Consider the following 22,904-nt stretch of genomic DNA (forward strand, 5'->3'; position numbering starts at 1 on the left):
GCGGGCGGCGCCCCGCCAGGCGGCAGCGCTGGCGGGCTGCTCGGTGCTGCTCAAGGGTGCCCGGAGCGTGGTGGCTGCGGCGGATGGCCGCTGCTGGCAGCTCCTGAAGGCCTGGTCGGGCGCGGCCAGGGCAGGACTGGGCGATGTGCTGGCCGGCTTCGCCGCTGGGCTGGGGGCCAGAGCCCTGGCGGCCGGGGCAGACCTGGAGGCGCTGCCCGCCCTACTGGCCGGAGCGGCCCTGGCCCACGCGCAAGCCGGTGGCCTGGTGGTACGCCAGCAGGGGGAGGGGGCCGCCACGCCCGAGGCGGTGGCGGCAGCGTTACCAGCGGTGATGAAAGTCAAGAAATCCGCACAATCCTGAGCCGCACAACAGCGCAAACCTCAGCAAGATTGGTTTGAGACTGGACTAATGATTCGACTGTGTGGTTTTGCTGTCACAACCTGAAGGGTTGTTGAAAGTACAGCCCCTTTTCTTCCTTTTCGTGGATAGTCGACTTCCAGCCTCCGTCCCTTCCCCAATGGCGACCTCATCCCTGAAGACGGGGGACTCCAGTCGCCGGCGCGGCGGTGATTCGATCAGCTGGTATCTCGCCACGATCGGACGAGAACCCCTGCTCACCGCAGCCGAGGAAATTGAACTCGGCAACCAGGTGCAGGCGATGATGCAGCTTCTCGAGCAGGGCGAACCCGACAGCGACGGTGAACCTGCCAGCGAAACCGAGAAGCAGCGGCGGATTCTGCGACTGGGGCGGCGCTCCAAGCAGCGGATGATGAAAGCGAATCTGAGGCTCGTGGTGAGCGTCGCCAAGAAATATCAGGGCCGGGGCCTGGAGTTGCTCGATCTGATTCAGGAAGGGTCCCTCGGCCTCGAGCGGGCTGTGGAGAAGTTCGATCCCACCCGTGGTTACAAGTTCTCCACCTATGCCTTCTGGTGGATCCGCCAGAGCATGACCCGGGCGATCGCCTGCCAGTCGCGCACCATCCGCCTGCCCGTCCATCTCAGCGAACGGCTCACCACCGTGCGCCGGGTCAGCCTGGAGCTGGCCCACAAACTCGGGGCCATGCCCAGCCGCCGCGAGATCGCCGAGGCGATCGATATGCCGATTGAAGAGCTCGACTCTCTGCTGCGTCAGGCGCTCACCACCTCAAGCCTGGACGCGCCGGTCAGCGGTGATGAGGGCCGCAGTTTCCTCGGCGACCTGATTGCCGACAACAGCAACGAGGAACCGCTGGATCGGGTCGAGCGGGGGATGCATCAAGAGCAGCTGCAGCGTTGGCTCAGTCAGCTCACGGAGCAGGAACAGGAGGTGTTGCAGCTGCGATTTGGTCTCGAAGGAGAAGAGCGCCACACCCTCGCCGAGATCGGGCGCCGGCTCGATGTCTCCCGCGAGCGGGTGCGGCAGGTGGAACTCAAGGCTCTACGCAAACTGCGCAACCTCACCCGACTTCTACCTCCAGGCCCCTGACCAGCTGAGCCCTGACCAGGTAGCCCTCGAGCAAGATTCAGTCTTCCGCCCAGATGTAGCGGGTCAGTTCGCTCGGATCCGGCTCCGGTGCGTCCAGGGCAAACGAGACGCAGTCGCTGACTTCGGCATCGATCTCTTTTTCGATCGCCTTGAGGTCGTCCGCGCTGGCCAGGCCTTGGCCGGTGAGGTGAGCAGCCAGCTGCTTGATCGGATCGCGCTGCGCCCAGAACTGCTTTTCAGCTTCGGCCCGCAGCTCGTCGGGATCGGCGAGGGAGTGGCCGCGGAAGCGATAGGTGAGGCATTCCAGCAGGGTCGGGCCTTCACCGGCCCGGGCACGCTCCACGGCGCGCTGGGCGGCGGCGCGCACCGCCAGCACATCCATGCCATCGACTTCCTCGCCGGCCATGCCGAAGGAGGCCGCTTTGCGCCAGATCTGGGGATCACTGGTGGCACGGTCATGGTCCATGCCGATCGCCCAGCGGTTGTTTTCCACCACGAACAGGATCGGCAGCTTCCAGAGCGCCGCCATGTTCAGGCACTCAAAGAACTGGCCGTTGTTGCAGGTGCCGTCGCCGAAAAAGGCCGCCGTGACCGAATCACTGCCGGCATCGCCGAGGGCATCGCGCTTGTAGCGGCTGGTGAAAGCGGCGCCCAGCGCGACAGGAATGCCCTCGCCGATGAAGGCATAGCCGCCGAGCAGATGATGCTCCTTGGAGAAAAGGTGCATCGAACCACCCCGGCCCTTGCTGCAGCCCGTGGCCTTGCCAAACAGCTCACTCATCACCTCACGGGCCGGAACACCGGCACTGAGGGCATGGACGTGATCGCGATAGGTACTGCAGAACCAGTCGTGCTGCGCTTTCATCGCTTTGATCACGCCCGTGCTCACGGCCTCCTGGCCGTTGTAGAGATGCACGAACCCGAACATCTTGCCGCGGTAGTACATCTCGGCGCACTTGTCTTCGAAGCGGCGCCCCAGGGTCATGTCGCGGTAGAGCATCAGGCCCTCCTCGCGGCTGATGCTGAGACTGCCGGCGGGGTAAAGGGAGGCCAGGCGCTCGGCGTGGCTGCCGGCTCCGGCGGCGATGGCACTGCCCGTAGCGGTGGTCTCTGCGGCCATCTCCTGCGTCATGACGGGCCCGGATGCTGAAGCGTCTGGCCGACTGTACGGGGTCCGACATCGAACGGCTGTGCAGATTGCTTCTCCTGCGTACAGTTGCGCTCCAGGAGCGGATGCCTGGTTGGAACTGCCGATCGATCACTTCCGTCTGCTCGGTGTCAGCCCCACCACAGACGACCAGTCTGTGCTGCGCACCCTGCAGCAGAGGCTCGATCGGGCCCCGGACCAGGGCTTCACCCACGAGACATTGGAAGCGCGGGCCGATCTGCTGCGCGCCAGCGCCGATCTGCTCACCGATGAAGCCAGGCGGCGCGTCTACGAATCCCAGCTCACCTCCCTGGGGGGCGACGACGCCCAGGCCATGGCAGCCCTGGAGGTGGCCAGTTCGCACGAGGTGGGCGGGCTGCTGCTGCTGTTCGAAGCCGGTCAACCTCTAGAGGTCTTCGAGCAGGCTGAGCGCTGCCTGCAGCCTCCGCGGGCGCCCTCGCTGGGCAGCGGCCGAGAGGCGGATCTCACCCTGCTGGCCGGCCTGAGCAGCCAGGCGGCGGCGGCGGAGTATGCCCATCAACGTCGCTATGAAGCGGCGTCCCAGACCCTGGCGCGTGGCCTGCAGCTGCTGCAGCGCATGGGGCAGTGTGCAGCCCTGCGGGACCAGATCGCCCTGGAGCGCGATCAACTCCTGCCGTACCGGATCCTCGATCTGCTCAGCCGCGACCTGGCCGCCGTGACCCAACGCAGCGAAGGGCTGGACCTGCTGGAGCAAATGGTTCAGCAGCGCGGTGGCATCGACAGCGACGCCAGCTCGCCGCTCAGTCCCCAGGAATTCCAGGCCTTTCTGGCCCAGATCCGTTCCTTTCTGACCCTGCAGGAACAGCTCGATCTGTTTGAGCGCTGGTCACGGGGCGGCTCAGTTCGCGCTGAAGTCCTGGCCTGCAAGGCCCTCACCGCCAGTGGGTTCGCCCAGCGCAAGCCCGAACGGATCGCCGCCGCCCTTGAGCGGCTGACGGCCCGCAGCGACCCACCCCACCAGCCCGACCAGGCCTGCCTGCTGCTTCTGCTGGGTGACGTCGATCAGGCCGAAACGCTGTTCTCCGGCATGGCGTCCCAGAACCCGCGCCACCCAGTCGCCGGTGAGGCTGAGGATCCCCTTCTGGTGCGGCTCTGCGCCGTCTGCCGCGACTGGCTGGCCCGGGAAGTGCTCACGGGCTACCGCGACCTGGACACCGAACCCGACCTGGACGCCTATTTCAACGATCGCGACGTCCAGAGCTTTGTGGAGCGCCAGGACCGCCGCCGTCGCCGGGCCGAAGCCGAGCAACCCAGGCCTGCGATCGACCCTGTCACGGCCACATCCCCTGCGGCAGTCTTCCCGCCGGCCAGCCCAACCGGCACCATTCCAGCGAAAGCTGCCGTGCCCCCCCCTGGCGCAGGCCGGCCAACGGCCATGCCCGCCGCAGCTGCCGGAAGCCTGTTCACCGATGCGGCCCCCCTTCCGCCGCTGGCGGAGTCGATGGCGCCGGGCTGGGACCTCACCCGCGACCCACACCATCCTTTTCCAGAGGAATTGTCCCGTGCATCCCTGAGCCCCCAGGCCGGCCCCGACAGGGAAGCGGAGGATCCCGATCAGCAGGAGGTGCCGCTCTGGACCTGGTCCGATCTCCATCCCGCCCAGCTGCGGGCCAACCTCTGGGATCCGGCAGCCTCCTGGGTCTCGACTGAACTGGCGGCCTTGCCCCGGCCCCTGCTCTGGGGCGGTGCCCTGGCGGTGGGAGGGGTGCTGCTGGCGAGCGGCTGGTGGCTGTGGCGGCCCCGCGTGGCTGATCTGGGTCGACAGGCACCTCCTGTGGCCGCTCCTCAGACCGCTCCGGCCCCAGGTGCCACCACTGCACCAACCGCAGCGCCACCACAACCCCAGACGCAGCCCCCCGCCACCAAGCCACCGCGGCCCCAGTCGCTTCCCCTGGAGGCAGTCGAGCCCAACGAGGCCCAGTTGCGGACTTTGCTCGAGGGCTGGCTGGAGGCCAAAGCCGCCGTGCTTGCCGGTGACAAACCGGCCGTGGCCCTCGAGGAGGTGGCTCGCTCCAACCAGGCCGCTGCCGTTGAGGGCGAGAGACGCCGGGACCAGGCCCGTGAGCGGCGCCAGATGATCGACACCAAGGTGCTGGATCTGCGGATCGCCGAGCAGTCGCCCCGTCGGGTCGTGCTGGTGGCCGAGCTGCGCTATTCCGATCAGACCCTGGCCGCCGATGGAGCCGTGATCGAGACCACCGCTCCGTTCACGCTGACCAACACCTATGTGTTCGCCCGTGACAGCGGTCCCTGGCAGCTGGTGAGCTTTCACCGAGGCGGCTGAGGTCAGGGCGGCTGAGGCCAGATCGCCACCGGGGAGACCGAAACCAAGGAGAGCGCCACCAACGCCGAGTTTTTACGATCGCAGCCACTGGAGGCCCCGCCTCCTGCCGCGTCTTCCGTCAGCCTGCTTCCGTCAGCCCCTTCCGCCAGCCCCTCATGTTCGACGAGCTTTCCCAGCGTTTTGAAGACGCCGTCAAGAGCCTGAGGGGTCAGGACAAAATCACCGAAACCAACGTCGAGGGGGCCCTCCAGCAGGTGCGGCGGGCCCTGCTCGACGCCGATGTGAGCCTGCCGGTGGTGCGTGCCTTCGTGGACGAGGTGCGCAGCCGGGCCGTGGGGTCGGAGGTGGTGCGTGGCATCAGCCCCGACCAGAAGTTCATCCAGCTGGTGCATGAACAGCTGGTGGAAACCATGGGCGGTGCCAACGCTCCCCTGGCGGCCGGCGGCACGGCGGGGGCTCCCACGGTGATCCTGATGGCCGGCCTGCAGGGCGCCGGCAAGACCACCGCCACCGCCAAGCTCGGCCTGCACCTCAAGGACCAGGGCCGCAAGGCGCTGCTGGTGGGAGCGGACGTCTATCGCCCGGCGGCCATCGAACAGCTCAGGACCCTGGGTGGCCAGATCGGCGTGGAGGTGTTCAGCCTCGGCACCGAAGCCAGGCCTGAAGCCATCGCCGCTGCCGGCATCGCCAAAGCCAGGGAAGAAGGCTTCGACACGGTGCTGGTCGACACGGCCGGCCGCCTCCAGATCGACACGGCGATGATGGAGGAGATGGTGCGGATCCGCGAGGCCGTGCAGCCCGATGAGGTGCTGCTGGTGGTGGATTCGATGATCGGCCAGGAGGCCGCCGAACTGACCCGCGCCTTCCACGAACAGGTGGGAATCACCGGCGCCGTGCTCACCAAGCTCGACGGCGACTCCCGCGGCGGTGCGGCCCTCTCGATCCGCAAGGTGAGCGGCGCCCCGATCAAGTTCATCGGCACCGGCGAGAAGGTGGAGGCGCTGCAGCCCTTCCACCCCGAACGGATGGCCAGCCGCATCCTCGGCATGGGCGATGTGCTCACCCTGGTGGAGAAGGCGACCAAGGAGGTGGAGCTGGCCGATGTGGCGCGGATGCAGCAGAAGCTGCAGGAGGCCACCTTCGACTTCTCCGATTTCGTGCAGCAGATGCGCCTGATCAAGCGCATGGGCTCCCTGGGTGGCCTGATGAAAATGATCCCGGGCATGAACAAGATCGACGACGGCATGCTCAAGCAGGGCGAGCAACAGCTCAAGAAGATCGAGGCGATGATCGGCTCGATGACCCAGCAGGAACGGGAGCAGCCCGATCTGCTGGCCTCCCAACCCTCACGCAGGCGGCGCATCGCTTCCGGCAGCGGTCACAGCCCCGCCGAGGTAGACAAGGTGCTCACCGATTTCCAGAAGATGCGCGGCCTCATGCAGCAGATGAGCCGGGGCGGTATGCCGGGGATGCCGGGCATGGGAGGGATGCCTGGGGGATTCCCTGGCATGGGGGGCTTTCCCGGCATGGGCGGCATGCCGGGAATGGGCGGGATGCCTGGCATGCCGGGAATGGGTGCGCCGGCGGGCCGTGGCGGCGCACCGAAACCGGCCCGGCCGGCCAAGAAGCGCAAGGGCTTCGGGCAACTCTGAGGGCCTCTTGCCGGGGGTGAAGGTCCGAGAGGTAGATTCGACCTTTGGACACCTAGCGGCACAGCCTCGATGATCAAGCTCCGCCTGAAGCGGTTCGGTAAGAAGCGGGAAGCGAGCTTCCGCCTCGTGGCCACCAACAGCACCTCACGCCGGGATGGCCATCCCCTCGAGGAACTCGGTTTTTACAACCCCCGCACCAAGGAGACGCGTCTCGACACCGAGGCGATCCGCAAGCGCCTCAGCCAGGGCGCCCAGCCCACGGACACCGTGCGCTACCTGCTGGAGAAGGGTGGTCTGATCGAGAAGACGATCCGCTCCGCCGAGGTGGTGGGCAAGGCCAAGCAAGCCACCGCCCGTGAGGCCGCTGCGAAGCAGGCCGCCGCTGAGGCCGCTGCCAAGGCCGCTGAGGCCTCTGCAGCGACCGCTGAACCCGAACCTTCCGCAGCAGAAGCCTGATCGGCAGCCCCATGGCCGAAGAGGCGGGGCTCCAGACCTTCTCGATTCCGCTCCCCTCCCCCGAGGCAGCCCTTGCCTTGGCTGGGGAAGCGGAATCGAGCCTGCGCCACCTTGAGTCCCTCACCGGGACACTTCTGGTGCTGCGTGGGCTCGACCTTGTGTTGCAGGGGCGGGCCTCCCAGCTGGAGCGCACCTCTGCCCTGGTGGAGCTGCTGCGTCCGCTGTGGCAGGAGGGTCAGGCGATCACCCAGGTGGACGTGCAGACCGCGCTCAAGGCTCTCGATACGGGCCGGGAGCAGGAGCATGCGCGCCTCAGTGAGCAGGTGCTGGCCCGCAGCCAAAGCGGCAAACTGCTGCGCCCCCGCACCCTCAAACAGAAGGCCTATGTGGACGCCATGGAGCGCCACGACCTCACCCTGGCCCTTGGTCCTGCAGGCACCGGCAAGACCTTCCTGGCCACCGTTCTGGCGGTGCGGATGCTGCACGAGCGCAAGGTGGAACGGCTGATCCTGACCCGGCCCGCCGTGGAGGCCGGTGAACGGCTCGGCTTCCTGCCCGGTGATCTGCAGCAGAAAGTGGATCCCTATCTGCGGCCTCTGTACGACGCCCTCCATACCCTGCTGGGCAGCGAGCGCACCGCCACGCTGCTGGAAAGGGGTGTGATCGAAGTGGCACCGCTGGCCTACATGCGAGGCCGGACCCTGGCCGATGCCTTTGTGATCCTCGATGAGGCGCAGAACACCACGGCGGGGCAGATGCGGATGGTGCTCACCCGGCTTGGAGAGAATTCGCGCATGGTGGTGACCGGCGATCCCACCCAGGTGGATCTGCCCCCGGGGGTCACCAGCGGCCTGGCGGAAGCTGCTCAGGTGCTGCAGGGGGTGGAGGGGGTGGCGATCTGCACCCTCACCGCTGCCGATGTGGTGCGGCACCCGCTGGTGCAGCGGTTGGTGCAGGCCTATGCCCGCAGGGATGGGGCGCCCTCCGGCTCCAGCGGCCGCCGATAGGGAGATCCGCACCAACACATCAACCGGGCTCCGTCACTGGCTGGCAGGATGAGTCAGTACGCGAGATCTGGTGAATCATGCCGGCCAGCAGCAATTTCCAGCAAGCGATCCGCGAGGCCAACTCCAGCGCCCTCGTTGGACCCAATGTCGTCAGCAAGGCACTGCCCTATGTGGGTGGTGGCATGGTGCTCACCGCCGGCGGGGTGCTGGGTGGGCTGTCGATGATGTCCAGCCCGCTCTACATGCCCCTCTTCTGGGTGGCCCTGATCGGGAACTTCATCCTGTTCTTCGTGGCCCAGAACGTGGCCTCCAAGGGCAATAACAGCACCGCACTGCCGCTGCTGGCCGCCTACAGCCTGATCACGGGCTTCACCCTGAGTGGCATCGTCGGCTATGCCGTTGCCTCCGCTGGCATCGGTGCCGTAGGCACGGCCGCCCTGGCCACTGGCATCACCTTTGTGGTGGCGTCGGTGCTGGGACGCCGCATGAGCGACAGCATCGGTCAGGCCCTTGGCGCCGTGGTGGGTCTGGGCCTGCTCGGCCTGATCATCGCCATGGTGGTGCAGGTGGTGGGCAGCATCTTTGCCCCGGGCATGTTCAGCACCGGTGGCTTTGAGTTGATGATCGCCGGTTTCGGCACCGTGCTGTTTGTCGGTGCCGCATTCCTGGACTTCTACACGATGCCCAGGTCCTACACGGACGACCAGTATCTGGCCGGTGCCCTGGGGATGTACCTCACCTACATCAACCTCTTCATCTTCATTCTGCGCCTGATCATTGCCCTCCAGGGTGGTGGCCGTCGCGACTGAATCCAGGTTCTGTTTGGGATCGGCCAATCGGAATGGGCCACTCAGAAGTGGCCGTTCGATTCAATGACTTTCAGGGCGCCCGGAAGGGCGCCCTTTTTGACTTGCCTCCTCAGAAAGCAAGCCAGGCGCCGTCTACCTGCATCAGCTCTTGCCGGACTTTCCTCCGCCCTTGGACTCGCTCTTCTGCTTGCTGCTGTCCTTGATCTTCGACTTCTGCTTCGAGCTGTCTTTACCGATCTTTGTCTTCTGCTGCTTACCGTTAGACCGCTTGCGATCCACCTGGACTTCACCGTTGCCCAGATCTCTGGTGACCGTGCCGTTGGGTGTACTCACGGTGACGATGCCGCCGTTGGGCTGAAGGTTGGTGGTGTCGATGGTCACCGGAGTGGTCTGGGTGACGGGGCCGACGCCCGGAAGGTTCACGGTGGTGGTCACCGACAGGTTGCAGTTGACGATGTCGGTGCCGGAGGTTGGGCAGGTCTGAGCTCTTGCGGGGGCAGTCGTCCCGGCCAGCAGTGGCGGGAGGCTTCCCAACCCAACCAGCATGAGGGTGAGGGAACGAATCAGAGGGCGTGCGAACCCAGAGGACATGCCAGAACAGATAGAAACGGCGGGACCGTATCACATCTCACCAGGGGGCTTTGCTCGCGCGTTGCCCCGGAGGAGACCGGTCGAGCCAGCCGAGGTCCTGCATCCGTAATTCTGCAGAACTTCCCCACACCAACGGTCTCGATGTCGCCGATGGCTTGTGCGGCGACGGCTCACTCGGCCACCGATTCGATCGATCGGCTGATCGCCTGCTTCTGCTCCTCGTCGTAACCCCAGCGCTCCAGGAAGGCCACGTCGTTGCCCTGGCCGTCGCGGGCCGCTTGCAACAGGGTCTCCAGCCGCTGCTTCACTGCGTCGGGCTCCAGCAGTCGCAGCAAGTCGCGGCAGCGGGCCGTGACTCGCTCGGAGGAGGCCTGCTGGTCCGCGTCAGCAGAGCGGGCGTGCTGCACGGCCATGGCGGTGCTCATGGCCAGATTGCGGACGGTGAGATCCACCACCCCCTCCCCGGCGACCCGCAGCTGCAGCGCCACCGACTCCGGCAAGCGGTCCATCAAGGGGCAGTCGCCCGCCAGGCTCACCACGAAGAAGCCGCGGGCTCCGTCGCGGCTGGCCACCAGCTCGGCAATCCGATCGGCCAGCACCTCCTCGCTGAGTTCGCCGTTCTCCCACAGCCCCAGCCACTGGGCGGTGATCTCCATCGCCTGGGGGAAACTCGGTGCGGCGGGCAGGTCCATGGCAGGAAGGCAGTCCCGACCGAGGCTATGAAGCCGATCGGCCGATGGACTGGCAGTGTTGGGCCATGGAGTCTCCATCCCCATCCCCCAACGCCACCGGCGAGGGCCAGCTGCTACCGATTCCCGATCCGGCGGAGTCGGCGCGGCTGCTGGGCCGGAGCCTGCCCCCGCAGGATGGCCCCCCTCCCGCGGCGGGGGGATCCGTGGGGGCCCCCGAGGGCTTCCGCTCGGGCTTTGTGGCCCTGATCGGCCGCCCCAACGTGGGCAAATCCACCCTGCTCAACCAGCTGGTGGGGGAAAAGGTGGCGATCACCTCGCCGGTGGCTCAGACCACCCGCAACCGCCTGCGGGCCATCCTGACAACCCCCAGCGCCCAGCTGGTGTTGCTCGACACGCCCGGTATCCACAAGCCCCACCATCTGCTCGGCGAGCGGCTGGTGCAGAGCGCCCGGGGCGCGATCGGGGAGGTGGATCTGGTGCTGCTCCTGGTGGATGGCAGCCAGCCCGCGGGGCGGGGCGACGGCTTCATCGTGGAATTGCTGCGGCACGCCCGGGTGCCGGTGCACGTGGCCCTCAACAAGAGCGATCTGGTGCCTCCCGAGCAGGCCCGGGAGCTGGCGGAGACCTACCGGCAGCTGCTGGCCGGCGACAACCCTGTTGGCACCAGCCCTGGCGACGACGTCGGGCCAACCGCTGCGCCACCGCTGGACTGGCCCCTCCATCCGGTCAGTGCCCTCACGGGAGTCGGCACGGAGGAGCTGGTCGAGGCCCTGGCCGCCGACCTGCCGATCGGCCCCCATCTTTATCCCCCCGATGCCACCAGCGATCAACCGGAGCAACTGCTGCTGGCCGAGCTGATCCGGGAGCAGGTGCTGTGCCACACCCGCGAGGAGGTGCCGCATTCGGTGGCGGTCCAGATCGATCGCATCGTCGATGACGGCCCCCGCACGGCCGTGCTGGCCACGGTGCTGGTGGAACGGGCCAGCCAGAAGGGCATCCTGATCGGCAAGGGGGGCAGCATGCTGCGCCAGATCGGCCAGGGGGCGCGGCTGCAGATGCAGAAGGTGTTCGACGGCCCGGTCTATCTCGAGCTGTTCGTCAAGGTGGTGCCCAACTGGCGGCGCAGCGCGGCGCGACTGGCGGAACTGGGCTATCGCGGCGACTGAGCCGACCCGAGGGAGCGGGAGGGCGACTGAGAGGATGGGCCGATCGTGCACCGATCCGCCTTGGTCGACGCCAGCCCCGGCGCCAGCGCTGCCGCCTCCACGCCTCCGGTCCCGGCGGCGTCAACGGACGCTCCCTTTCCGCCCACCGATCTGGCGGCTTTCCTGCAGCTCTGTGCGGGCGAATGGATGAGCCTGCGCAGTCTGTTTGGCCTGGGGCAGCTGGAGGAGGGAGCCAATGGCGATGAGTGGCACAGCTCCGAGCGCGGCGAGCTGGTGGTGGCCTACCTCAAGGCCGAGCACCCCGCGGAACCCGGTGGGCTGCTCATCGCTCCAAAGGGGCACCCCGAACGCAGCCTGGTCTTCGATCGGCAGGGCGGATTTCGTGCGGCGCCGGCAGCCACCGGCACCAGCCCCGAGGGGAGTTGGCAGCTGTGGCCAGACGGCAGCCTGGAGCTGCGGCTGGAGAGCGGCGGCACGGAGGTGCGCGAGCGCATCTGGTTCACCAAACCCAACCTGCGGCTGCGCAGCACCGTGGAACACCGCGCTGATGGCAGCCCCGGCCGCGCCAGCTTCAGCTCCGAGATCCGGCGGGTGAGCCGTGCGGCCGCGCCTGGCGCCTCCGCGGCCTGAAACCGATGGCCATGCGCCTCGATGTGGTCAGCCTGGCCCCGGAGTCCTTTGCACCTCTGCTGGGGCTGGGGGTGATCGGGCGAGCCTTCGCCGCCGGCATCGCCGAGCTGCACGTTCACAACCCACGGGATTTCGCCACCGATAAGTACCGCAAGGTCGATGACATCCCCTACGGCGGCGGGGCTGGCATGGTTCTCAAGCCGGAGCCGGTGTTCGCGGCCGTCGAGGCGATTCCGGTTGTACCGCGGCGCCGGGTGCTGCTGATGAGCCCCCAGGGCAAGCCGCTGACCCAGGCCGATCTGCGCCGCTGGGCCAGCGGCTACGAGCAGCTCCTGTTCCTCTGCGGCCACTACGAAGGCTTCGACGAGCGCATCCGCAGCCTGGCCGATGAAGAGGTGTCGATCGGCGACTTCGTGCTCACTGGCGGCGAACTGCCGGCGGCCACGATCATCAACGGGGTGGTGCGGTTGCTGCCCGGCACCGTGGGCACCCAGGCCTGCCTGGAGGAGGAAAGCCACAGCACCCTCCTGCTGGAGCATCCGCACTACACCCGGCCCGCCGACTTCCGCGGCATGGCCGTGCCGGCCGTGCTGCGCAGCGGCGACCATGGCGCCATCACCCGCTGGCGGACCGAGCAACAGCTGCAGCGCACCGCAGAGCGGCGGCCCGATCTCCATGCCCGCTGGCTCGAGCAGGAGGCCCCGGCAGGACAGACTGACGACCACCATGGGCAACCCATGCAGCTGCGGATCGGCAACGGCTACGACATCCATCGCCTCGTGCCCGGACGCCCCCTGATCCTGGGGGGGCAGACCCTGGAGCATCCAGCCGGCCTGGGCCTCGATGGCCACAGCGACGCTGACGTGCTGGTCCATGCCGTGATGGATGCCCTGCTCGGTGCCCTGTCCCTGGGGGACATCGGCCTCTATTTCCCGCCGGACGACCCGCAGTGGAAGGGGGCCGACAGCCTGCAGCTGCTCCAGCAGGTGGTGGCCCTGGTGGCGGAACGCGGCTGGCGTGTGGGCAACGTCGATGCGGTGGTGGTGGCCGAGCGCCCGAAGCTCAAGCCCCACATCACGGCGATGCGGGCCGCGATCGCCGCCTGCATGGGCCTGGATCCCGACCAGGTGGGCATCAAGGCCACCACCAACGAACAGCTCGGCCCCACCGGCCGTGAAGAGGGCATCGCCTGCCATGCTGTGGCCCTGCTGCAGTGCCCCAGCGCCGACTGATGGGCTCTCGCCGTCCCCGTGGCTGGCTCCTTAGGGTCCTGAGCACCACATGGCTCTTCCTCGTGCTGCTCGGCGCCCATCCACAGGTCAGCGTTGCCGCCTTCGCCGATCCCGAGGGCGGCTATGACGTGGCGATCGTGGAGCAGCTGCGCGTCAAGGTGCCGGCCGAAGGCCAAGAAGCCTGGCTGGCAGCCGAGCGTGGCAGCTGGGATCCCTGGTTGCGGCAGCAGGATGGCTTCCTGGGCCGTGATCTGTTCTGGGATCACGAGCGGGAAGAGGGCCTGCTGCTGATCCGCTGGGCCAGCCGCGAGCAATGGAAGGCAATCGCCCCCACGGAGGTGGAGGCGGTTCAGGATCAGTTCGAGCAGCTGGCCCGCTTGGCCACCGGACAGGCAGCGGGCAATCCCTTCCCACTGGTTCAGGAGGGTGAACTGCAGATTCTGCGTCCATGAGCGTTCCCAACGGGCCTGGCCGTGATGGCGGCGACCAAGCCGAAGCCTTCGGCAGCGAGATCTGGGCCCGGCTCGACTTCGAGCGGCGCGGACGCCTCGGCATGGTGGAGGCGATCTGGGGGGAGCACAAAAGCGCTGAGCAGATCGTGACCCTGCTGCGCAGGTTCCGCGACCAGGGCGAGCTGGCCCTGGTGACACGGGTGGCCCCCGACAAGGCCGCGGCGATTCTGGAGAGCTTCGTTGGCCAAGGTCATGAGGCTGAAAGGCCCCTGCACCACCCAGAGGCGCGCTGTCTCACCCTGCCGGCACCGCCGCCGCCCGATCCTGAGCTCGGCCGCGTGATCGTGCTCACCGGTGGCAGCAGCGACCTGGGTGTCGCGGCCGAGGCTCGCCTTGCCCTGGCCTGCCATGGCGTGCCGGTGGAGCTGGTGCTGGATGTGGGGGTGGCCGGTCTGCACCGCCTGCAAAGCCAGCTGGAACGGCTCCAACAGGCGAACGTGCTGATCGCCTGCGCCGGCATGGAGGGAGCCCTGCCCACGGTGCTGGCCGGGTTGCTGCCGCAGCCGGTGATCGGAGTGCCGGTCTCGGTGGGCTACGGCGTCAGCGCCGGCGGCATGGCGGCCCTGCACGGCATGCTGGCCAGCTGCGCGCCGGGGCTGAGCGTCGTCAACATCGACAACGGCTACGGCGCCGCCATGGCGGCGCTGCGCATCCTGCGGATCAGAGGTGCTGCAGGTCTGGATAGGCGGTGAGCAGCTCCTCGGTGCTGAGCACGTCGCCAGCTCCTTCCGGCTGCCAGATCACTTCCAGGGCGAGAAGATCCTCGATCCCCACGGCCCCCAGCTTCTGAAAGCTCTGGCGCAGGTCTTCGGCGGTATCGGAACCCTTCAGCGCCAGCTTGGTGCGGGTCGCCACCAACAGGGTGATGGCAATGAAATCACTGGCGGCGTCGCTGTCGCCAGAGACCAGGCTGGTGTCGCTGAGACGCTGGCCACTGACATTGCTGGTCACCTCGCGCGACAACTTGCTGCGCTCCGCCATCGAGAGGCGATTGAACGTGGATTCGGCACTGGCGAAGGGGACCTGACCCACATCACTGTGGGCATAGACCCAGAGATCCGGATGGCGCAGCAGCGCCAGGGTGGTCTCCTGCAGGGCGCGCTGCAGGCCGGCGTTGCTGCCCGTATCCACACTGGCGGCCAGCCGGCGCAGATCCTGCTGCAGCTGCCGAGCCGTGGCCAGCAGACCCACCTGCACCTGGGCGATCGTGACGGGACCATCCGGGCGGGCGGGATAGGCAACGCCGTTGCCACTGCCCAGGCTCGGGCCATTGCCACCGCCACGGACGGCGTTGAGCAGCACGCCCACCACAGCCATCAGGATCAGAAAGCCGAACACTCCACCGCCGCCGAAGCCGAAGATCGGAATCAGAAAGGGGAAGCCGATGCCACCGCCGAAGCCGCCGCCGCGGTAACCGCCGCCGCCGAAATTGCCGCCGCCGCCGCGGGGCATCGAGGGGGCGGAGCGGAAGCTGCCGCCGCCGATGCGGCCGCCGCTGGCGGCCCAGCCCGGATCAGCATGGACCAGCATCAGTCCCGCCACCAGCACGGGAAGCGCCAGCCAGCTGAGCAGCCGCCTCAGGGGGCGATGGCCGGGTTTGTCGGACCGAAGGGGCTGGTTGGGTCGCGGGGAGAACACCAGGGACGCCGTTTGCGGGTGAGCTGAATCTAGGAACCGCCTCCCACGATGGTGACCACCTCCAGCCCATCGGTTTCCACGACCCGGTGCTCCGGCCAGTGCCGGCGCGGCAGGATCTCACCATTGAGCTCCACCACCACGAGCTGGGGCCGGTAGCCGAGGGCGACGAGGGCCTGCTCGAGATTGAGGCCGGCCGGGCAGCGGCGCTCCTCGCCATTCACCTGCAAGCGGATGGGCTCCGGCGGCTCCGGCGACGTGGTCATGCGGGGATCTCCTGCTGCTTCAGGGCCAGGTGAGCCTCGCTGCCGGCAGGCCCGCCCGCCTCCAGCTGATCGAGCAGGTGCCGGGCAGCGGCGGCGGGATCCGCCGCTTCGATCACGGCCCGCACCACCGCCACCCGACGCGCACCGGCGGCCAGCACGGCGGGCAGATGCTCTGCCGTGAGCCCCCCGATCGCGAAGAAGGGAATCGCACTCTGGGCTGCCGCCTGGCGCACATAGGCCAGCCCCACGGGCTCGCGGCCGGGTTTGGTGGGCGTCGCCATCACCGGACCGACCCCCACGTAGTCGCAGCCGTCATCAACGGCCTGCTCCAGCTGCTCGAGAGCATGGGTGCTGCGCCCGATCAACCGATCCGGGCCGAGCAGCCGCCGTGCCAGGGCGACCGGCAGATCGCCCTGGCCGAGATGCACGCCATCGGCCTCCACCGCCAGGGCCAGATCGATCCGGTCATTCACCAGAAACAGGGCACCGTGCCGGCGGCAAAGATCGCGCAGAACCAGGGCCTCCTGGAGGCGCCGCAGGTCGTCCAGCCCCGGGGTGCCCTCTTTGGCGCGGTATTGGACCAGGCGCACACCGCCCTGCAGGGCAGCCTCCACCACACCGGCGAGATCGGGCACCGGCGCGGTGACCAGATAGAGGCTGCAATCGGCCAGGCGCTGACGCCGCGAAGCGGCTGGGGCGGTGCCTGGAGTTGGGGCTGTGGCTGGAGCTGGGCAGGCAGCGCGCTCTGGGGCCTGCAGCAGTTCCACCTCGAGGTCGTAGAGGAGGTAACGGATCGCTGCAGCGTCCTGGGCCAGCTCAGGATCGCCGGCGCGAGCGAATTCCTCGATCACCCGCAGGGCCTCCTGCACCCGCGCCGCATTGGCACCGATCACCTGGCCTGGGGTGCGGCGCTGCTCCTGGGCGGGATGGCCCAGCCCAGTGGACGGATCGGTGGCGGTGCGGCGGGCCAGCTTGTAGTGATCGGCATGGCGCTGGCCCAGCCGATGGCGCAGATCCTTGGTGCGGACCACCAGATCTCCCCGTTCCAACGCGAAACGGCACCAGTCCTCCAGCACCCGCAGGCCTTCGCGCGCCCGGTCGAGGTTGGCGTCGATCAGGCGATGAATCGCCACCTGGTCCGGCGCAGGAGAACCCGCCATGGGTGCGGCCTGGGTAGGGTGGGGAGAGCCTAGGGACCAGTCGAGATGGAGCAGGGCGGCAGCGACAACCCGATGCTGGTGCTGGTGTCTGGAGTGCTGCTCCTGGGGGGCATCGCCGCCTTCATCGGCTGGGGCCTCACCCACGCCTATCCCCCCGGCTGAATGTCTCAGCCGGGGGGATTCCAGGGGCCTGGATCGGGCACGAACGCCGCGCAGATCTGACGCGCCTGGTCGGCGTCCCTGCCGATCTGCTCCACCAGTGCCTCCAGGCCACTGAATCGGCATTGGCTGCGCAGCAGGCGCAACGGCTCCACCGTCAGTGCGAGGCCGTTGAGGTCGAGCTGGCGATCCAGCAGGTGCACCTCCACGGCGGATGGGGCCTGAGGATCCACCGTGGGCTGGGGACCGAGGTTCATCACCGCCGCCATCGCGTCGCCGGGGGGCTGATGCGCCCAGGCCCAGGCGGCATAGACCCCTTCAGCCGGCAGGAACTTGCGCCCGTCCACCTGCAGGTTGGCCGTGGGCCAACCCAGGGTCCGCCCCAGGCCACGGCCGCTGCCCACCTGGCCGCAGAAGCGGTAAGGACGATCCAGCAAACGCCGGGCTTCGTCGAGCGCTCCGGCCGCAAGGGCCCGGCGGATGCGGCTGCTGCTCACCCGCTCGCTGCCATCCCAGAGCATCGGCAACACCGCCACCGCCACCCCATGAGCGGCGGCGATCCGGGCCAGATCCTGGGCGTCGCCGCGCCGGCCCGCCCCAAAGCGGAAGTTGTCTCCCACCGCGATCCGGCGCGCCTGCAGCTGATCGACCAGCACCTGCTCGACAAAAGCTTCAGGGCTGAGGCTGGCCAGAGCGCGATCAAACGGAATCAACACCAGCTGCCTGACCCCGAGGGGTTGGAGCAGGGCGAGCTTCTCAGCCGGCAGATCCAGCCTCAGGCGGGTGTCGCCATGGAGCACCTCCCGGGGATGGGGCCAGAAGCTCACCACGCTGGGGGTGCAGCCCGTGGGGCAGTTGTCGCCTGTGATCGCCGCGATCACCCGTCGGTGGCCCTGATGCAGGCCGTCGAAGCTGCCCAGGGCGATGCTGGAAGGACGAAGCGCGTCCTGGGGGGATCGCAGAGGGATCAATGCGTCAGGCGTCCGGAACGTGGGGGCAGGGCGACAGGGCCGATTCCAGGGCAGGGGCTGATCTTCCCATGGCAAGTTTGGAGAGCTTCGGTGCCGCTCCATGGCCGACCCCCTTGATCTCCAGCGCATCTCCGCGGCCCTGCGACGGGTGGGCTGGGTGCGCTTCTGGACGCAGCTGGTGCTGGGGGTCGTGGTGGTGGGGGTGCTGCTGTTCAACAACATCGGCGGTCAGATCGCGGCCCGCGCCGACAAGGCCCTGGGCCTGGGGCCCGGCCTCTCGCTCACCACGCTGTCGTTCTTTGCGCTGCTGTTCAGCCTCTGGCAGGGCTGGTTGATCGTGCGCTGCGGCCGCGCCCTGGCCAGTCCGGTGCGGCCCAGCCGCGGCGAAACCGCCCGCCTGATCAAACGCGGTCTGCTGGCCGACCTGATCGGGCTCACCCTGGCGGCGGTGGGCTACCAGGCCTTGGCGGGCAGCCTGTTCGTGCAGGCCTCGATGCAGGCTGGATTCGCCTTCGGCGGGGTGATGACCACCCCTGGCGGCCGGATCACGAACTATCCGATCACCTCCCTGGAAATGCTCTCGGTGCTGAGCAACACCCAGGTGCTGTTCGCCCATCTGATCGGCCTGATCTTCACGCTCTGGATGCTGCAGCGCATCTCCCGCACCGCCTGAACGGCGAGCCTGAACTGAGTCAAGGTCTCCCCAGGAGGATTTCAGTCGAGCTTGCGGCCGGGCCGCAGACTCTCCGTCGGAGGCAGGGCTGTGGCATCACCACGCCAGAACAGCTCGGGCTGCAGGGGCGTCAGCGACGCGCCCCCCTCGGCCACATGGGCCACATCGGTTGGCCACGCGCCTGGCCCCGCCACCGTGGCCTCCAGATCGTTGGCCACCTCACCTGCCAGCCAGTAATAGGTGCGGCCGCGGGGATCAATGCGTTTGTCGAACTGATCGGTGTAGCGACGCACGGCGGTGCGGCACCAGCACAGCGCTCCGATCCGCTCCGGCGGCAGCGCCGGCACATTGAGATTGAGCAGGGATCCCTGGGGCCAGCCGGCGGCCAGCAGCGTCTCAGCCACGTCCAGAGCCAGATCGGCGGCCGGTTCGAACTGGCGCCACTGGAAATCGGCGCTGCTCACCGCCAGGGCGGGCAGACCCTCGATCGTGCCCTCCATGGCCGCACTGACCGTGCCCGAATACAGCACATCGGTGCCGAGGTTGGGGCCGTGGTTGATGCCCGACAGCACCAGATCGGGCCACTGATCCAGCAGGCTGAACAGGGCGAGCTTGACGCAGTCGCTGGGGGTGCCGCTGCAGGCCCAGGCGGTGATCCCCTCGGCGAAGAGCTCATCGGCCCGTTCCGCCCGGATGGGGGTCTGAAGGGTGAGGCCATGGCCGGTGGCGGAGCGCTCCTGGTCCGGACACACCACCGTGACCTGGTGCCCCCGTTGAGCCGCTGCCGCGGCCAGGGTACGGATGCCGCCGGCGAAGACCCCGTCGTCGTTGCTGATCAGGATCCGGAGCGGTGCCATCGGTGTGCTCTGGCTGCTGTGGCTGCTGGCAACCTAAACAGGGCGCCTCCTTACAGTCGGCCATCCCCATCACCCGTGCCGTGACCGCCGTGAGCGCCCCCGTCAACCTGCAGGAGCTCGTAGGCCAGCTCGATCGGCTCGAGGCGGAGGCGGCCGACGCCATTGCCGCGGCCGCCAGCGCCGAGGCTCTGGAGGAGCTGCGGGTGGGGCTGCTGGGCAAAAAAGGACGCCTGTCAGGAGTGCTGGGGGCCATGGGCAAGCTGCCCGCCCCGGAGCGCCCGCTGGTGGGTCAGCGCGCCAACCGGCTCAAGGAGCAGGTGCAGGGCCTGATGGCCGAGCGGCTGCAGGCGGTGAAGGGGGCCGCCATGGCCAAACGGATCGCCCAGGAGACGCTGGATGTCACCGCCCCGTGCAGCTTTGTGCCGCCGGGCCATCGCCATCCCCTGATCGCCACGGTGGAGGAGATCGTCGACCTGTTCGCCGGGCTGGGCTATCGCGTGTCGGAAGGCCCCGAGATCGAGACTGACTACTACAACTTCACCGCCCTGAACATCCCGGAGCACCACCCGGCTCGGGACATGCAGGACACCTTCTATCTGCCCGGCGACCGCCTGCTGCGCACCCACACCTCGCCGGTGCAGATCCGTCACCTCGAGAACAACCCGCCGCCGGTGCGGATCGTGGCCCCCGGCCGCGTTTATCGCCGCGATGCCGTGGATGCGACCCACTCGCCGGTGTTCCACCAGGTGGAGGTGCTGGCGATCGACGAAGGGCTGGATTTCAGCCACCTGCGCGGCACCGTGACCACCTTCCTGCAGCAGTTCTTCGGCGATCTGCCGGTGCGCTTCCGGGCCAGCTACTTCCCCTTCACCGAGCCCTCCGCCGAGGTGGATGTGCAATGGCGGGGCCGCTGGCTGGAGGTGATGGGCTGCGGCATGGTCGACCCTGCGGTGCTGCAGGGTCTGGGTCTCGACCCGGAGCGCTGGAGCGGTTTCGCCGCCGGCCTGGGGGTCGAACGCTTCTGCATGGTGCGCCACGGCATCGACGACATCCGCCGACTGTTCACCAGCGACCTCCGCTTCCTCGAGCAGTTCTGAGCTGTTGCACTGATCTGGTGCACTGCTGATCGGCTGCTCTGACCTGTTGCAGCAGCTGCTCGGGCGGTTATGCGGGCGACTGCACCTTATGAACGGGGTCCGTCAGCGACCGGACGGCGCCCATAAACTCGGTTTGCCACTTGCCTGCGATCGGTGCCCCGGGTCGGACTGATCGTCAACGACGGCAAGGACCTGGCCATCACCACGGCCAACGCCATCGAAGAGCGCCTCCAGAACGGAGGCTTCGAGGTGGTGCGGGTGAGCAGTTCCGGCGGCATGGTGGGGTTCGCCAACCCGGACCAGCACCTGCGCAGCCTCGGCTACGCGGCCTGCGTTCCGCCCCTGTTCAACGCGGACATGGAGCTGGCGGTGGTGCTTGGAGGCGATGGCACCGTGCTCTCAGCGGCGCGCCAGACCGCACCGATCGGCGTGCCGATCCTGACGATCAACACGGGCCACCTCGGCTTCCTGGCCGAGGCCTACCTCAAGGACCTCGATGCCGTGCTCGAGCAGGTGATCGAACACCGCTGGACGGTGGAGGAGCGCACCCTGCTGGTGGTGAGTGTGATGCGCGGCGAACAGCGGCGCTGGGAGGTGCTCTGCCTCAACGAGATGGCCCTGCACCGCGAACCGCTCACCAGCATGTGCCACTTCGAGATCGCGATCGGCCGCCATGCGCCGGTGGACATCGCCGCCGATGGCGTGATCCTCTCCTCACCCACCGGCTCCACGGCCTATGCGCTCAGCGCCGGTGGCCCCGTGATCACGCCGGACTGCCCGGTGCTACAGCTGACGCCGATCGCGCCCCACTCCCTGGCCTCCCGTGCCCTGGTGTTCAACGATCGGGAGCCGGTGACCGTGTTTCCAGCCACACCGGAGCGCCTGATGATGGTGGTGGATGGCAGCGCCGGCTGCTACGTGTGGCCGGAAGATCGCGTGCTGATCCGTCGCAGCGACCATCCGGTGCGCTTCGTGCGGCTGGCTGACCACGAGTTCTTCCAGGTGTTGCGCAACAAGCTGGGCTGGGGTTTACCCCACGTGGCCAAGCCGGGGTCGGCACCGGAGCAGGGACGATGAGCGCCGCCGTGCTGCTGCTGGGTCCTGAAGCGGTGGCCCTGGCGGAGCGGCTGGCGGCCTCGGGCTATCAGCCCCTCACCGCCCTGGATCACGACTCCATCGTGGAGGCGGCCCTGCTCTCCTCCGATCAGGCCGTCCAGATCCAGGAGCTGCGGCGCCGCTGGGGTCCGATCCCGGTGTTGCTGGATATCGCCACGGATTCGGTGGAGGGCCGCTCTCGCTGCCTCACCGCCGGGGCCGACGACTACTGGCTCTCCAGCAGTCCACCCAGTGATCTGCTCACCCGCCTGCGGCTTCATCTGCAGCTGGCCGCCCGGAGCACGGCGCCCTTGCCGGTGCTGCAGGTGGCCGACCTGCGGGTCAACCCCAGCGGCCGCCAGGTGAAACGCGGCAACCGGTCCGTTGCCCTCACGGCGCGGGAATACCAGCTGCTGCTGCTGCTGCTGCGCCATGCCGGCGAGGTGGTGAGCCGCGAGCAGATCCTGCGGGAGGTCTGGGACGACCAGCAGGCCACGGCCAGCAACGTGATTGAGGTGTACGTGCGCTACCTGCGCCAGAAACTGGAAGAGGGTGGCGAGCGGCGCCTGATCCACACCGTGCGGGGCCGTGGCTACTGTCTCGCCGAGCGCCTGCCGCCGCTGGAGGGCCGTGGATGAGCACCCTCCCTGGACACGGCCTTCGTGAACACTACCTTCGCGAACACTGTCTTCGTGAACACTGCCTTCGTGAACACCGCCTTCGTAAACACTCCATGGATGGACAGGCCCTTCGTGGACTGCGCCTGCTCGGACTGACAGTGCTTGTGCTGGCCGCGGGGTGGGCCCATGCCGCCACTGATCTCCCAGCTCCTGATCCCCCAGCCACCCATGCCCCTGCAACGGATTCCTCCCCCAAGGCTCCGCCGCAGTTTCTGCCGATCGAGGCTCGCTGGTGCCTGGAGGCCGATCGCTGCATCGACCTGGAGGTGGCTGATGCTCCCCGGGAGCAGACCCTGGGCCTGCAGCAGCGCCCGCCGTTGCCGCCGCTGCGTGGCATGTGGTTCCCCTACGACCCGCCGGCCCTGGCCCGTTTCTGGATGCACCACACCCCCGAACCGCTGGACATGCTGTTCGTGCGTGATGGCCAGGTGATCGCGATCGAACCCAAGACGCAACCCTGCCCGCGTCTTCCCTGCCGGAGCTATGGCCCCGACCAGGCGGTGGACGGGGTGATCGAGCTGGCGGCGGGCCAGGCGGCAGCGCAGGCGATCGTGATCGGGACCCGCGTCCAGCTGGAGCGCCTGCCCTCTGGGCCTTCTTTGGCTCCCTAGTCGCCCTCCGTTGC

25 protein-coding genes are annotated in these 22,904 nt (G+C 68.1%); 17 read left to right on the top strand and 8 right to left on the bottom strand.

The features are described 5' to 3' along the window. Nucleotides 1–361: NAD(P)H-hydrate dehydratase (locus tag KQ310_RS01260; RefSeq protein ID WP_311134680.1), on the top strand; the 361-nt coding region annotated here is incomplete at its 5' end. 157 nt (nucleotides 362–518) lie between these two features. Continuing rightward, nucleotides 519–1,466: an RNA polymerase sigma factor, RpoD/SigA family gene (locus KQ310_RS01265; protein WP_259719989.1), complete on the top strand. Its 948-nt coding sequence runs from the start codon at nucleotides 519–521 to the stop codon at nucleotides 1,464–1,466. Between the two features lie 37 nt (nucleotides 1,467–1,503). Here KQ310_RS01265 and pdhA read toward each other — a convergent pair whose 3' ends face one another. Continuing rightward, on the bottom strand, nucleotides 1,504–2,598 hold the full coding sequence (gene pdhA, locus KQ310_RS01270) for a pyruvate dehydrogenase (acetyl-transferring) E1 component subunit alpha (protein ID WP_259719990.1): 1,095 nt from the start codon (nucleotides 2,596–2,598) through the stop codon (nucleotides 1,504–1,506). A 109-nt stretch (nucleotides 2,599–2,707) separates the two neighbouring features. Here pdhA and KQ310_RS01275 point away from each other — a divergent pair, with 109 nt between their 5' ends. The 5 genes from KQ310_RS01275 (at nucleotide 2,708) to KQ310_RS01295 (ending at nucleotide 8,863) form a co-directional block, all read left to right on the top strand. Continuing rightward, a complete protein-coding gene (locus KQ310_RS01275; RefSeq protein ID WP_259719991.1) occupies nucleotides 2,708–4,939 on the top strand; it encodes an IMS domain-containing protein in 2,232 nt (743 codons plus the stop codon). A gap of 155 nt (nucleotides 4,940–5,094) precedes the next feature. After that, a complete protein-coding gene (ffh, locus tag KQ310_RS01280) occupies nucleotides 5,095–6,591 on the top strand; it encodes a signal recognition particle protein (protein WP_259719992.1) in 1,497 nt (498 codons plus the stop codon). Between the two features lie 69 nt (nucleotides 6,592–6,660). Next, nucleotides 6,661–7,047: a 30S ribosomal protein S16 gene (gene rpsP, locus KQ310_RS01285; RefSeq protein ID WP_259719993.1), complete on the top strand. Its 387-nt coding sequence runs from the start codon at nucleotides 6,661–6,663 to the stop codon at nucleotides 7,045–7,047. An 11-nt stretch (nucleotides 7,048–7,058) separates the two neighbouring features. Beyond that, the gene (locus KQ310_RS01290; protein WP_259719994.1) at nucleotides 7,059–8,054 is read left to right on the top strand and encodes a PhoH family protein; all 996 of its coding nucleotides are present in this window, start codon (nucleotides 7,059–7,061) and stop codon (nucleotides 8,052–8,054) included. Nucleotides 8,055–8,131: 77 nt separating this feature from the next. Continuing rightward, nucleotides 8,132–8,863, top strand: a complete 732-nt coding sequence (locus tag KQ310_RS01295) for a Bax inhibitor-1 family protein (protein ID WP_259719995.1) — start codon at nucleotides 8,132–8,134, stop codon at nucleotides 8,861–8,863. 141 nt (nucleotides 8,864–9,004) lie between these two features. On the opposite strand, the gene KQ310_RS01300 is transcribed toward KQ310_RS01295, so the two are convergent. Both KQ310_RS01300 and KQ310_RS01305 read right to left on the bottom strand, forming a co-directional pair. Further along, nucleotides 9,005–9,454: a hypothetical protein gene (locus tag KQ310_RS01300; RefSeq protein WP_259719996.1), complete on the bottom strand. Its 450-nt coding sequence runs from the start codon at nucleotides 9,452–9,454 to the stop codon at nucleotides 9,005–9,007. A gap of 170 nt (nucleotides 9,455–9,624) precedes the next feature. Then, nucleotides 9,625–10,146, bottom strand: coding sequence for a hypothetical protein (locus tag KQ310_RS01305; RefSeq protein ID WP_259719997.1), 522 nt, complete (start codon nucleotides 10,144–10,146; stop codon nucleotides 9,625–9,627). A 65-nt stretch (nucleotides 10,147–10,211) separates the two neighbouring features. On the opposite strand from KQ310_RS01305, the gene era reads away from it, so the two are divergent. The 5 genes from era (at nucleotide 10,212) to larB (ending at nucleotide 14,378) form a co-directional block, all read left to right on the top strand. Beyond that, nucleotides 10,212–11,312 carry a GTPase Era gene (era, locus tag KQ310_RS01310; RefSeq protein WP_259719998.1) on the top strand — a complete coding sequence of 367 codons (1,101 nt, stop codon included), beginning with the start codon at nucleotides 10,212–10,214 and terminating at the stop codon, nucleotides 11,310–11,312. Nucleotides 11,313–11,372: 60 nt separating this feature from the next. After that, complete coding sequence (locus KQ310_RS01315) at nucleotides 11,373–11,942, top strand: phycobiliprotein lyase (protein ID WP_259719999.1); 570 nt, start codon at nucleotides 11,373–11,375, stop codon at nucleotides 11,940–11,942. A gap of 11 nt (nucleotides 11,943–11,953) precedes the next feature. Then, on the top strand, nucleotides 11,954–13,174 hold the full coding sequence (gene trmD, locus KQ310_RS01320; RefSeq protein WP_399237373.1) for a tRNA (guanosine(37)-N1)-methyltransferase TrmD: 1,221 nt from the start codon (nucleotides 11,954–11,956) through the stop codon (nucleotides 13,172–13,174). A gap of 62 nt (nucleotides 13,175–13,236) precedes the next feature. After that, entirely contained in the window at nucleotides 13,237–13,626 is a 390-nt protein-coding gene (locus KQ310_RS01325) for a TIGR03792 family protein (RefSeq protein WP_259720001.1), read from the top strand. A gap of 101 nt (nucleotides 13,627–13,727) precedes the next feature. Further along, nucleotides 13,728–14,378 carry a nickel pincer cofactor biosynthesis protein LarB gene (gene larB, locus KQ310_RS01330; RefSeq protein WP_399237375.1) on the top strand — a complete coding sequence of 217 codons (651 nt, stop codon included), beginning with the start codon at nucleotides 13,728–13,730 and terminating at the stop codon, nucleotides 14,376–14,378. On the opposite strand, the gene KQ310_RS01335 is transcribed toward larB, so the two are convergent. From KQ310_RS01335 to KQ310_RS01350, 4 genes are all read right to left on the bottom strand, one after another. Further along, the gene (locus KQ310_RS01335; protein ID WP_311134682.1) at nucleotides 14,347–15,216 is read right to left on the bottom strand and encodes a DUF1517 domain-containing protein; all 870 of its coding nucleotides are present in this window, start codon (nucleotides 15,214–15,216) and stop codon (nucleotides 14,347–14,349) included. The two genes, larB and KQ310_RS01335, sit on opposite strands and share 32 nt — an antisense overlap. Nucleotides 15,217–15,353: 137 nt before the next feature. Beyond that, nucleotides 15,354–15,587, bottom strand: a complete 234-nt coding sequence (thiS, locus tag KQ310_RS01340; RefSeq protein WP_259720004.1) for a sulfur carrier protein ThiS — start codon at nucleotides 15,585–15,587, stop codon at nucleotides 15,354–15,356. Further along, a complete protein-coding gene (locus KQ310_RS01345; RefSeq protein WP_259720005.1) occupies nucleotides 15,584–16,747 on the bottom strand; it encodes a thiamine phosphate synthase in 1,164 nt (387 codons plus the stop codon). Before KQ310_RS01345 ends, thiS begins: the two co-directional genes overlap by 4 nt. 167 nt (nucleotides 16,748–16,914) lie before the next feature. Further along, complete coding sequence (locus KQ310_RS01350) at nucleotides 16,915–17,877, bottom strand: bifunctional riboflavin kinase/FAD synthetase (RefSeq protein WP_259720006.1); 963 nt, start codon at nucleotides 17,875–17,877, stop codon at nucleotides 16,915–16,917. Between the two features lie 100 nt (nucleotides 17,878–17,977). On the opposite strand from KQ310_RS01350, the gene KQ310_RS01355 reads away from it, so the two are divergent. After that, entirely contained in the window at nucleotides 17,978–18,550 is a 573-nt protein-coding gene (locus KQ310_RS01355; RefSeq protein ID WP_259720007.1) for a DUF3611 family protein, read from the top strand. Between the two features lie 41 nt (nucleotides 18,551–18,591). On the opposite strand, the gene surE is transcribed toward KQ310_RS01355, so the two are convergent. Then, nucleotides 18,592–19,407: a 5'/3'-nucleotidase SurE gene (gene surE / locus KQ310_RS01360; RefSeq protein ID WP_259720008.1), complete on the bottom strand. Its 816-nt coding sequence runs from the start codon at nucleotides 19,405–19,407 to the stop codon at nucleotides 18,592–18,594. Between the two features lie 89 nt (nucleotides 19,408–19,496). Between surE and pheS the strand changes: the two genes are divergently transcribed. The 4 genes from pheS to KQ310_RS01380 all read left to right on the top strand — a co-directional run bounded on the left by pheS (nucleotide 19,497) and on the right by KQ310_RS01380 (nucleotide 22,890). Then, nucleotides 19,497–20,504 carry a phenylalanine--tRNA ligase subunit alpha gene (gene pheS / locus KQ310_RS01365; RefSeq protein WP_259720009.1) on the top strand — a complete coding sequence of 336 codons (1,008 nt, stop codon included), beginning with the start codon at nucleotides 19,497–19,499 and terminating at the stop codon, nucleotides 20,502–20,504. Nucleotides 20,505–20,657: 153 nt separating this feature from the next. Beyond that, nucleotides 20,658–21,581, top strand: coding sequence for an NAD(+) kinase (locus KQ310_RS01370; RefSeq protein WP_259720010.1), 924 nt, complete (start codon nucleotides 20,658–20,660; stop codon nucleotides 21,579–21,581). Beyond that, nucleotides 21,578–22,237: a response regulator transcription factor gene (locus KQ310_RS01375; protein ID WP_259720011.1), complete on the top strand. Its 660-nt coding sequence runs from the start codon at nucleotides 21,578–21,580 to the stop codon at nucleotides 22,235–22,237. The genes KQ310_RS01370 and KQ310_RS01375 overlap by 4 nt, the downstream gene beginning before the upstream one ends. A gap of 95 nt (nucleotides 22,238–22,332) precedes the next feature. Beyond that, nucleotides 22,333–22,890 carry a DUF192 domain-containing protein gene (locus KQ310_RS01380; RefSeq protein ID WP_311134681.1) on the top strand — a complete coding sequence of 186 codons (558 nt, stop codon included), beginning with the start codon at nucleotides 22,333–22,335 and terminating at the stop codon, nucleotides 22,888–22,890. Nucleotides 22,891–22,904: the final 14 nt, after the last annotated feature.

The organism is Synechococcus sp. CS-1328, assembly GCF_025128095.1.
Classification (GTDB): domain Bacteria; phylum Cyanobacteriota; class Cyanobacteriia; order PCC-6307; family Cyanobiaceae; genus CBW1002.

Coding starts and splice junctions, on each gene's coding strand:
- KQ310_RS01305 (WP_259719997.1), bottom strand. CDS start 10,146: ATGGACCTGCCCGCCGCACCGAGTTTCCCCCAGGCGATGGAGATCACC.
- rpsP (WP_259719993.1), top strand. CDS start 6,661: ATGATCAAGCTCCGCCTGAAGCGGTTCGGTAAGAAGCGGGAAGCGAGC.
- KQ310_RS01375 (WP_259720011.1), top strand. CDS start 21,578: ATGAGCGCCGCCGTGCTGCTGCTGGGTCCTGAAGCGGTGGCCCTGGCG.
- KQ310_RS01355 (WP_259720007.1), top strand. CDS start 17,978: ATGGCCGACCCCCTTGATCTCCAGCGCATCTCCGCGGCCCTGCGACGG.
- pdhA (WP_259719990.1), bottom strand. CDS start 2,598: ATGACGCAGGAGATGGCCGCAGAGACCACCGCTACGGGCAGTGCCATC.
- KQ310_RS01380 (WP_311134681.1), top strand. CDS start 22,333: ATGGATGGACAGGCCCTTCGTGGACTGCGCCTGCTCGGACTGACAGTG.
- KQ310_RS01265 (WP_259719989.1), top strand. CDS start 519: ATGGCGACCTCATCCCTGAAGACGGGGGACTCCAGTCGCCGGCGCGGC.
- surE (WP_259720008.1), bottom strand. CDS start 19,407: ATGGCACCGCTCCGGATCCTGATCAGCAACGACGACGGGGTCTTCGCC.
- larB (WP_399237375.1), top strand. CDS start 13,728: ATGGTGGAGGCGATCTGGGGGGAGCACAAAAGCGCTGAGCAGATCGTG.
- thiS (WP_259720004.1), bottom strand. CDS start 15,587: ATGACCACGTCGCCGGAGCCGCCGGAGCCCATCCGCTTGCAGGTGAAT.
- era (WP_259719998.1), top strand. CDS start 10,212: ATGGAGTCTCCATCCCCATCCCCCAACGCCACCGGCGAGGGCCAGCTG.
- KQ310_RS01295 (WP_259719995.1), top strand. CDS start 8,132: ATGCCGGCCAGCAGCAATTTCCAGCAAGCGATCCGCGAGGCCAACTCC.
- KQ310_RS01335 (WP_311134682.1), bottom strand. CDS start 15,216: ATGCTGGTCCATGCTGATCCGGGCTGGGCCGCCAGCGGCGGCCGCATC.
- KQ310_RS01300 (WP_259719996.1), bottom strand. CDS start 9,454: ATGTCCTCTGGGTTCGCACGCCCTCTGATTCGTTCCCTCACCCTCATG.
- KQ310_RS01290 (WP_259719994.1), top strand. CDS start 7,059: ATGGCCGAAGAGGCGGGGCTCCAGACCTTCTCGATTCCGCTCCCCTCC.
- ffh (WP_259719992.1), top strand. CDS start 5,095: ATGTTCGACGAGCTTTCCCAGCGTTTTGAAGACGCCGTCAAGAGCCTG.
- trmD (WP_399237373.1), top strand. CDS start 11,954: ATGCGCCTCGATGTGGTCAGCCTGGCCCCGGAGTCCTTTGCACCTCTG.
- KQ310_RS01345 (WP_259720005.1), bottom strand. CDS start 16,747: ATGGCGGGTTCTCCTGCGCCGGACCAGGTGGCGATTCATCGCCTGATC.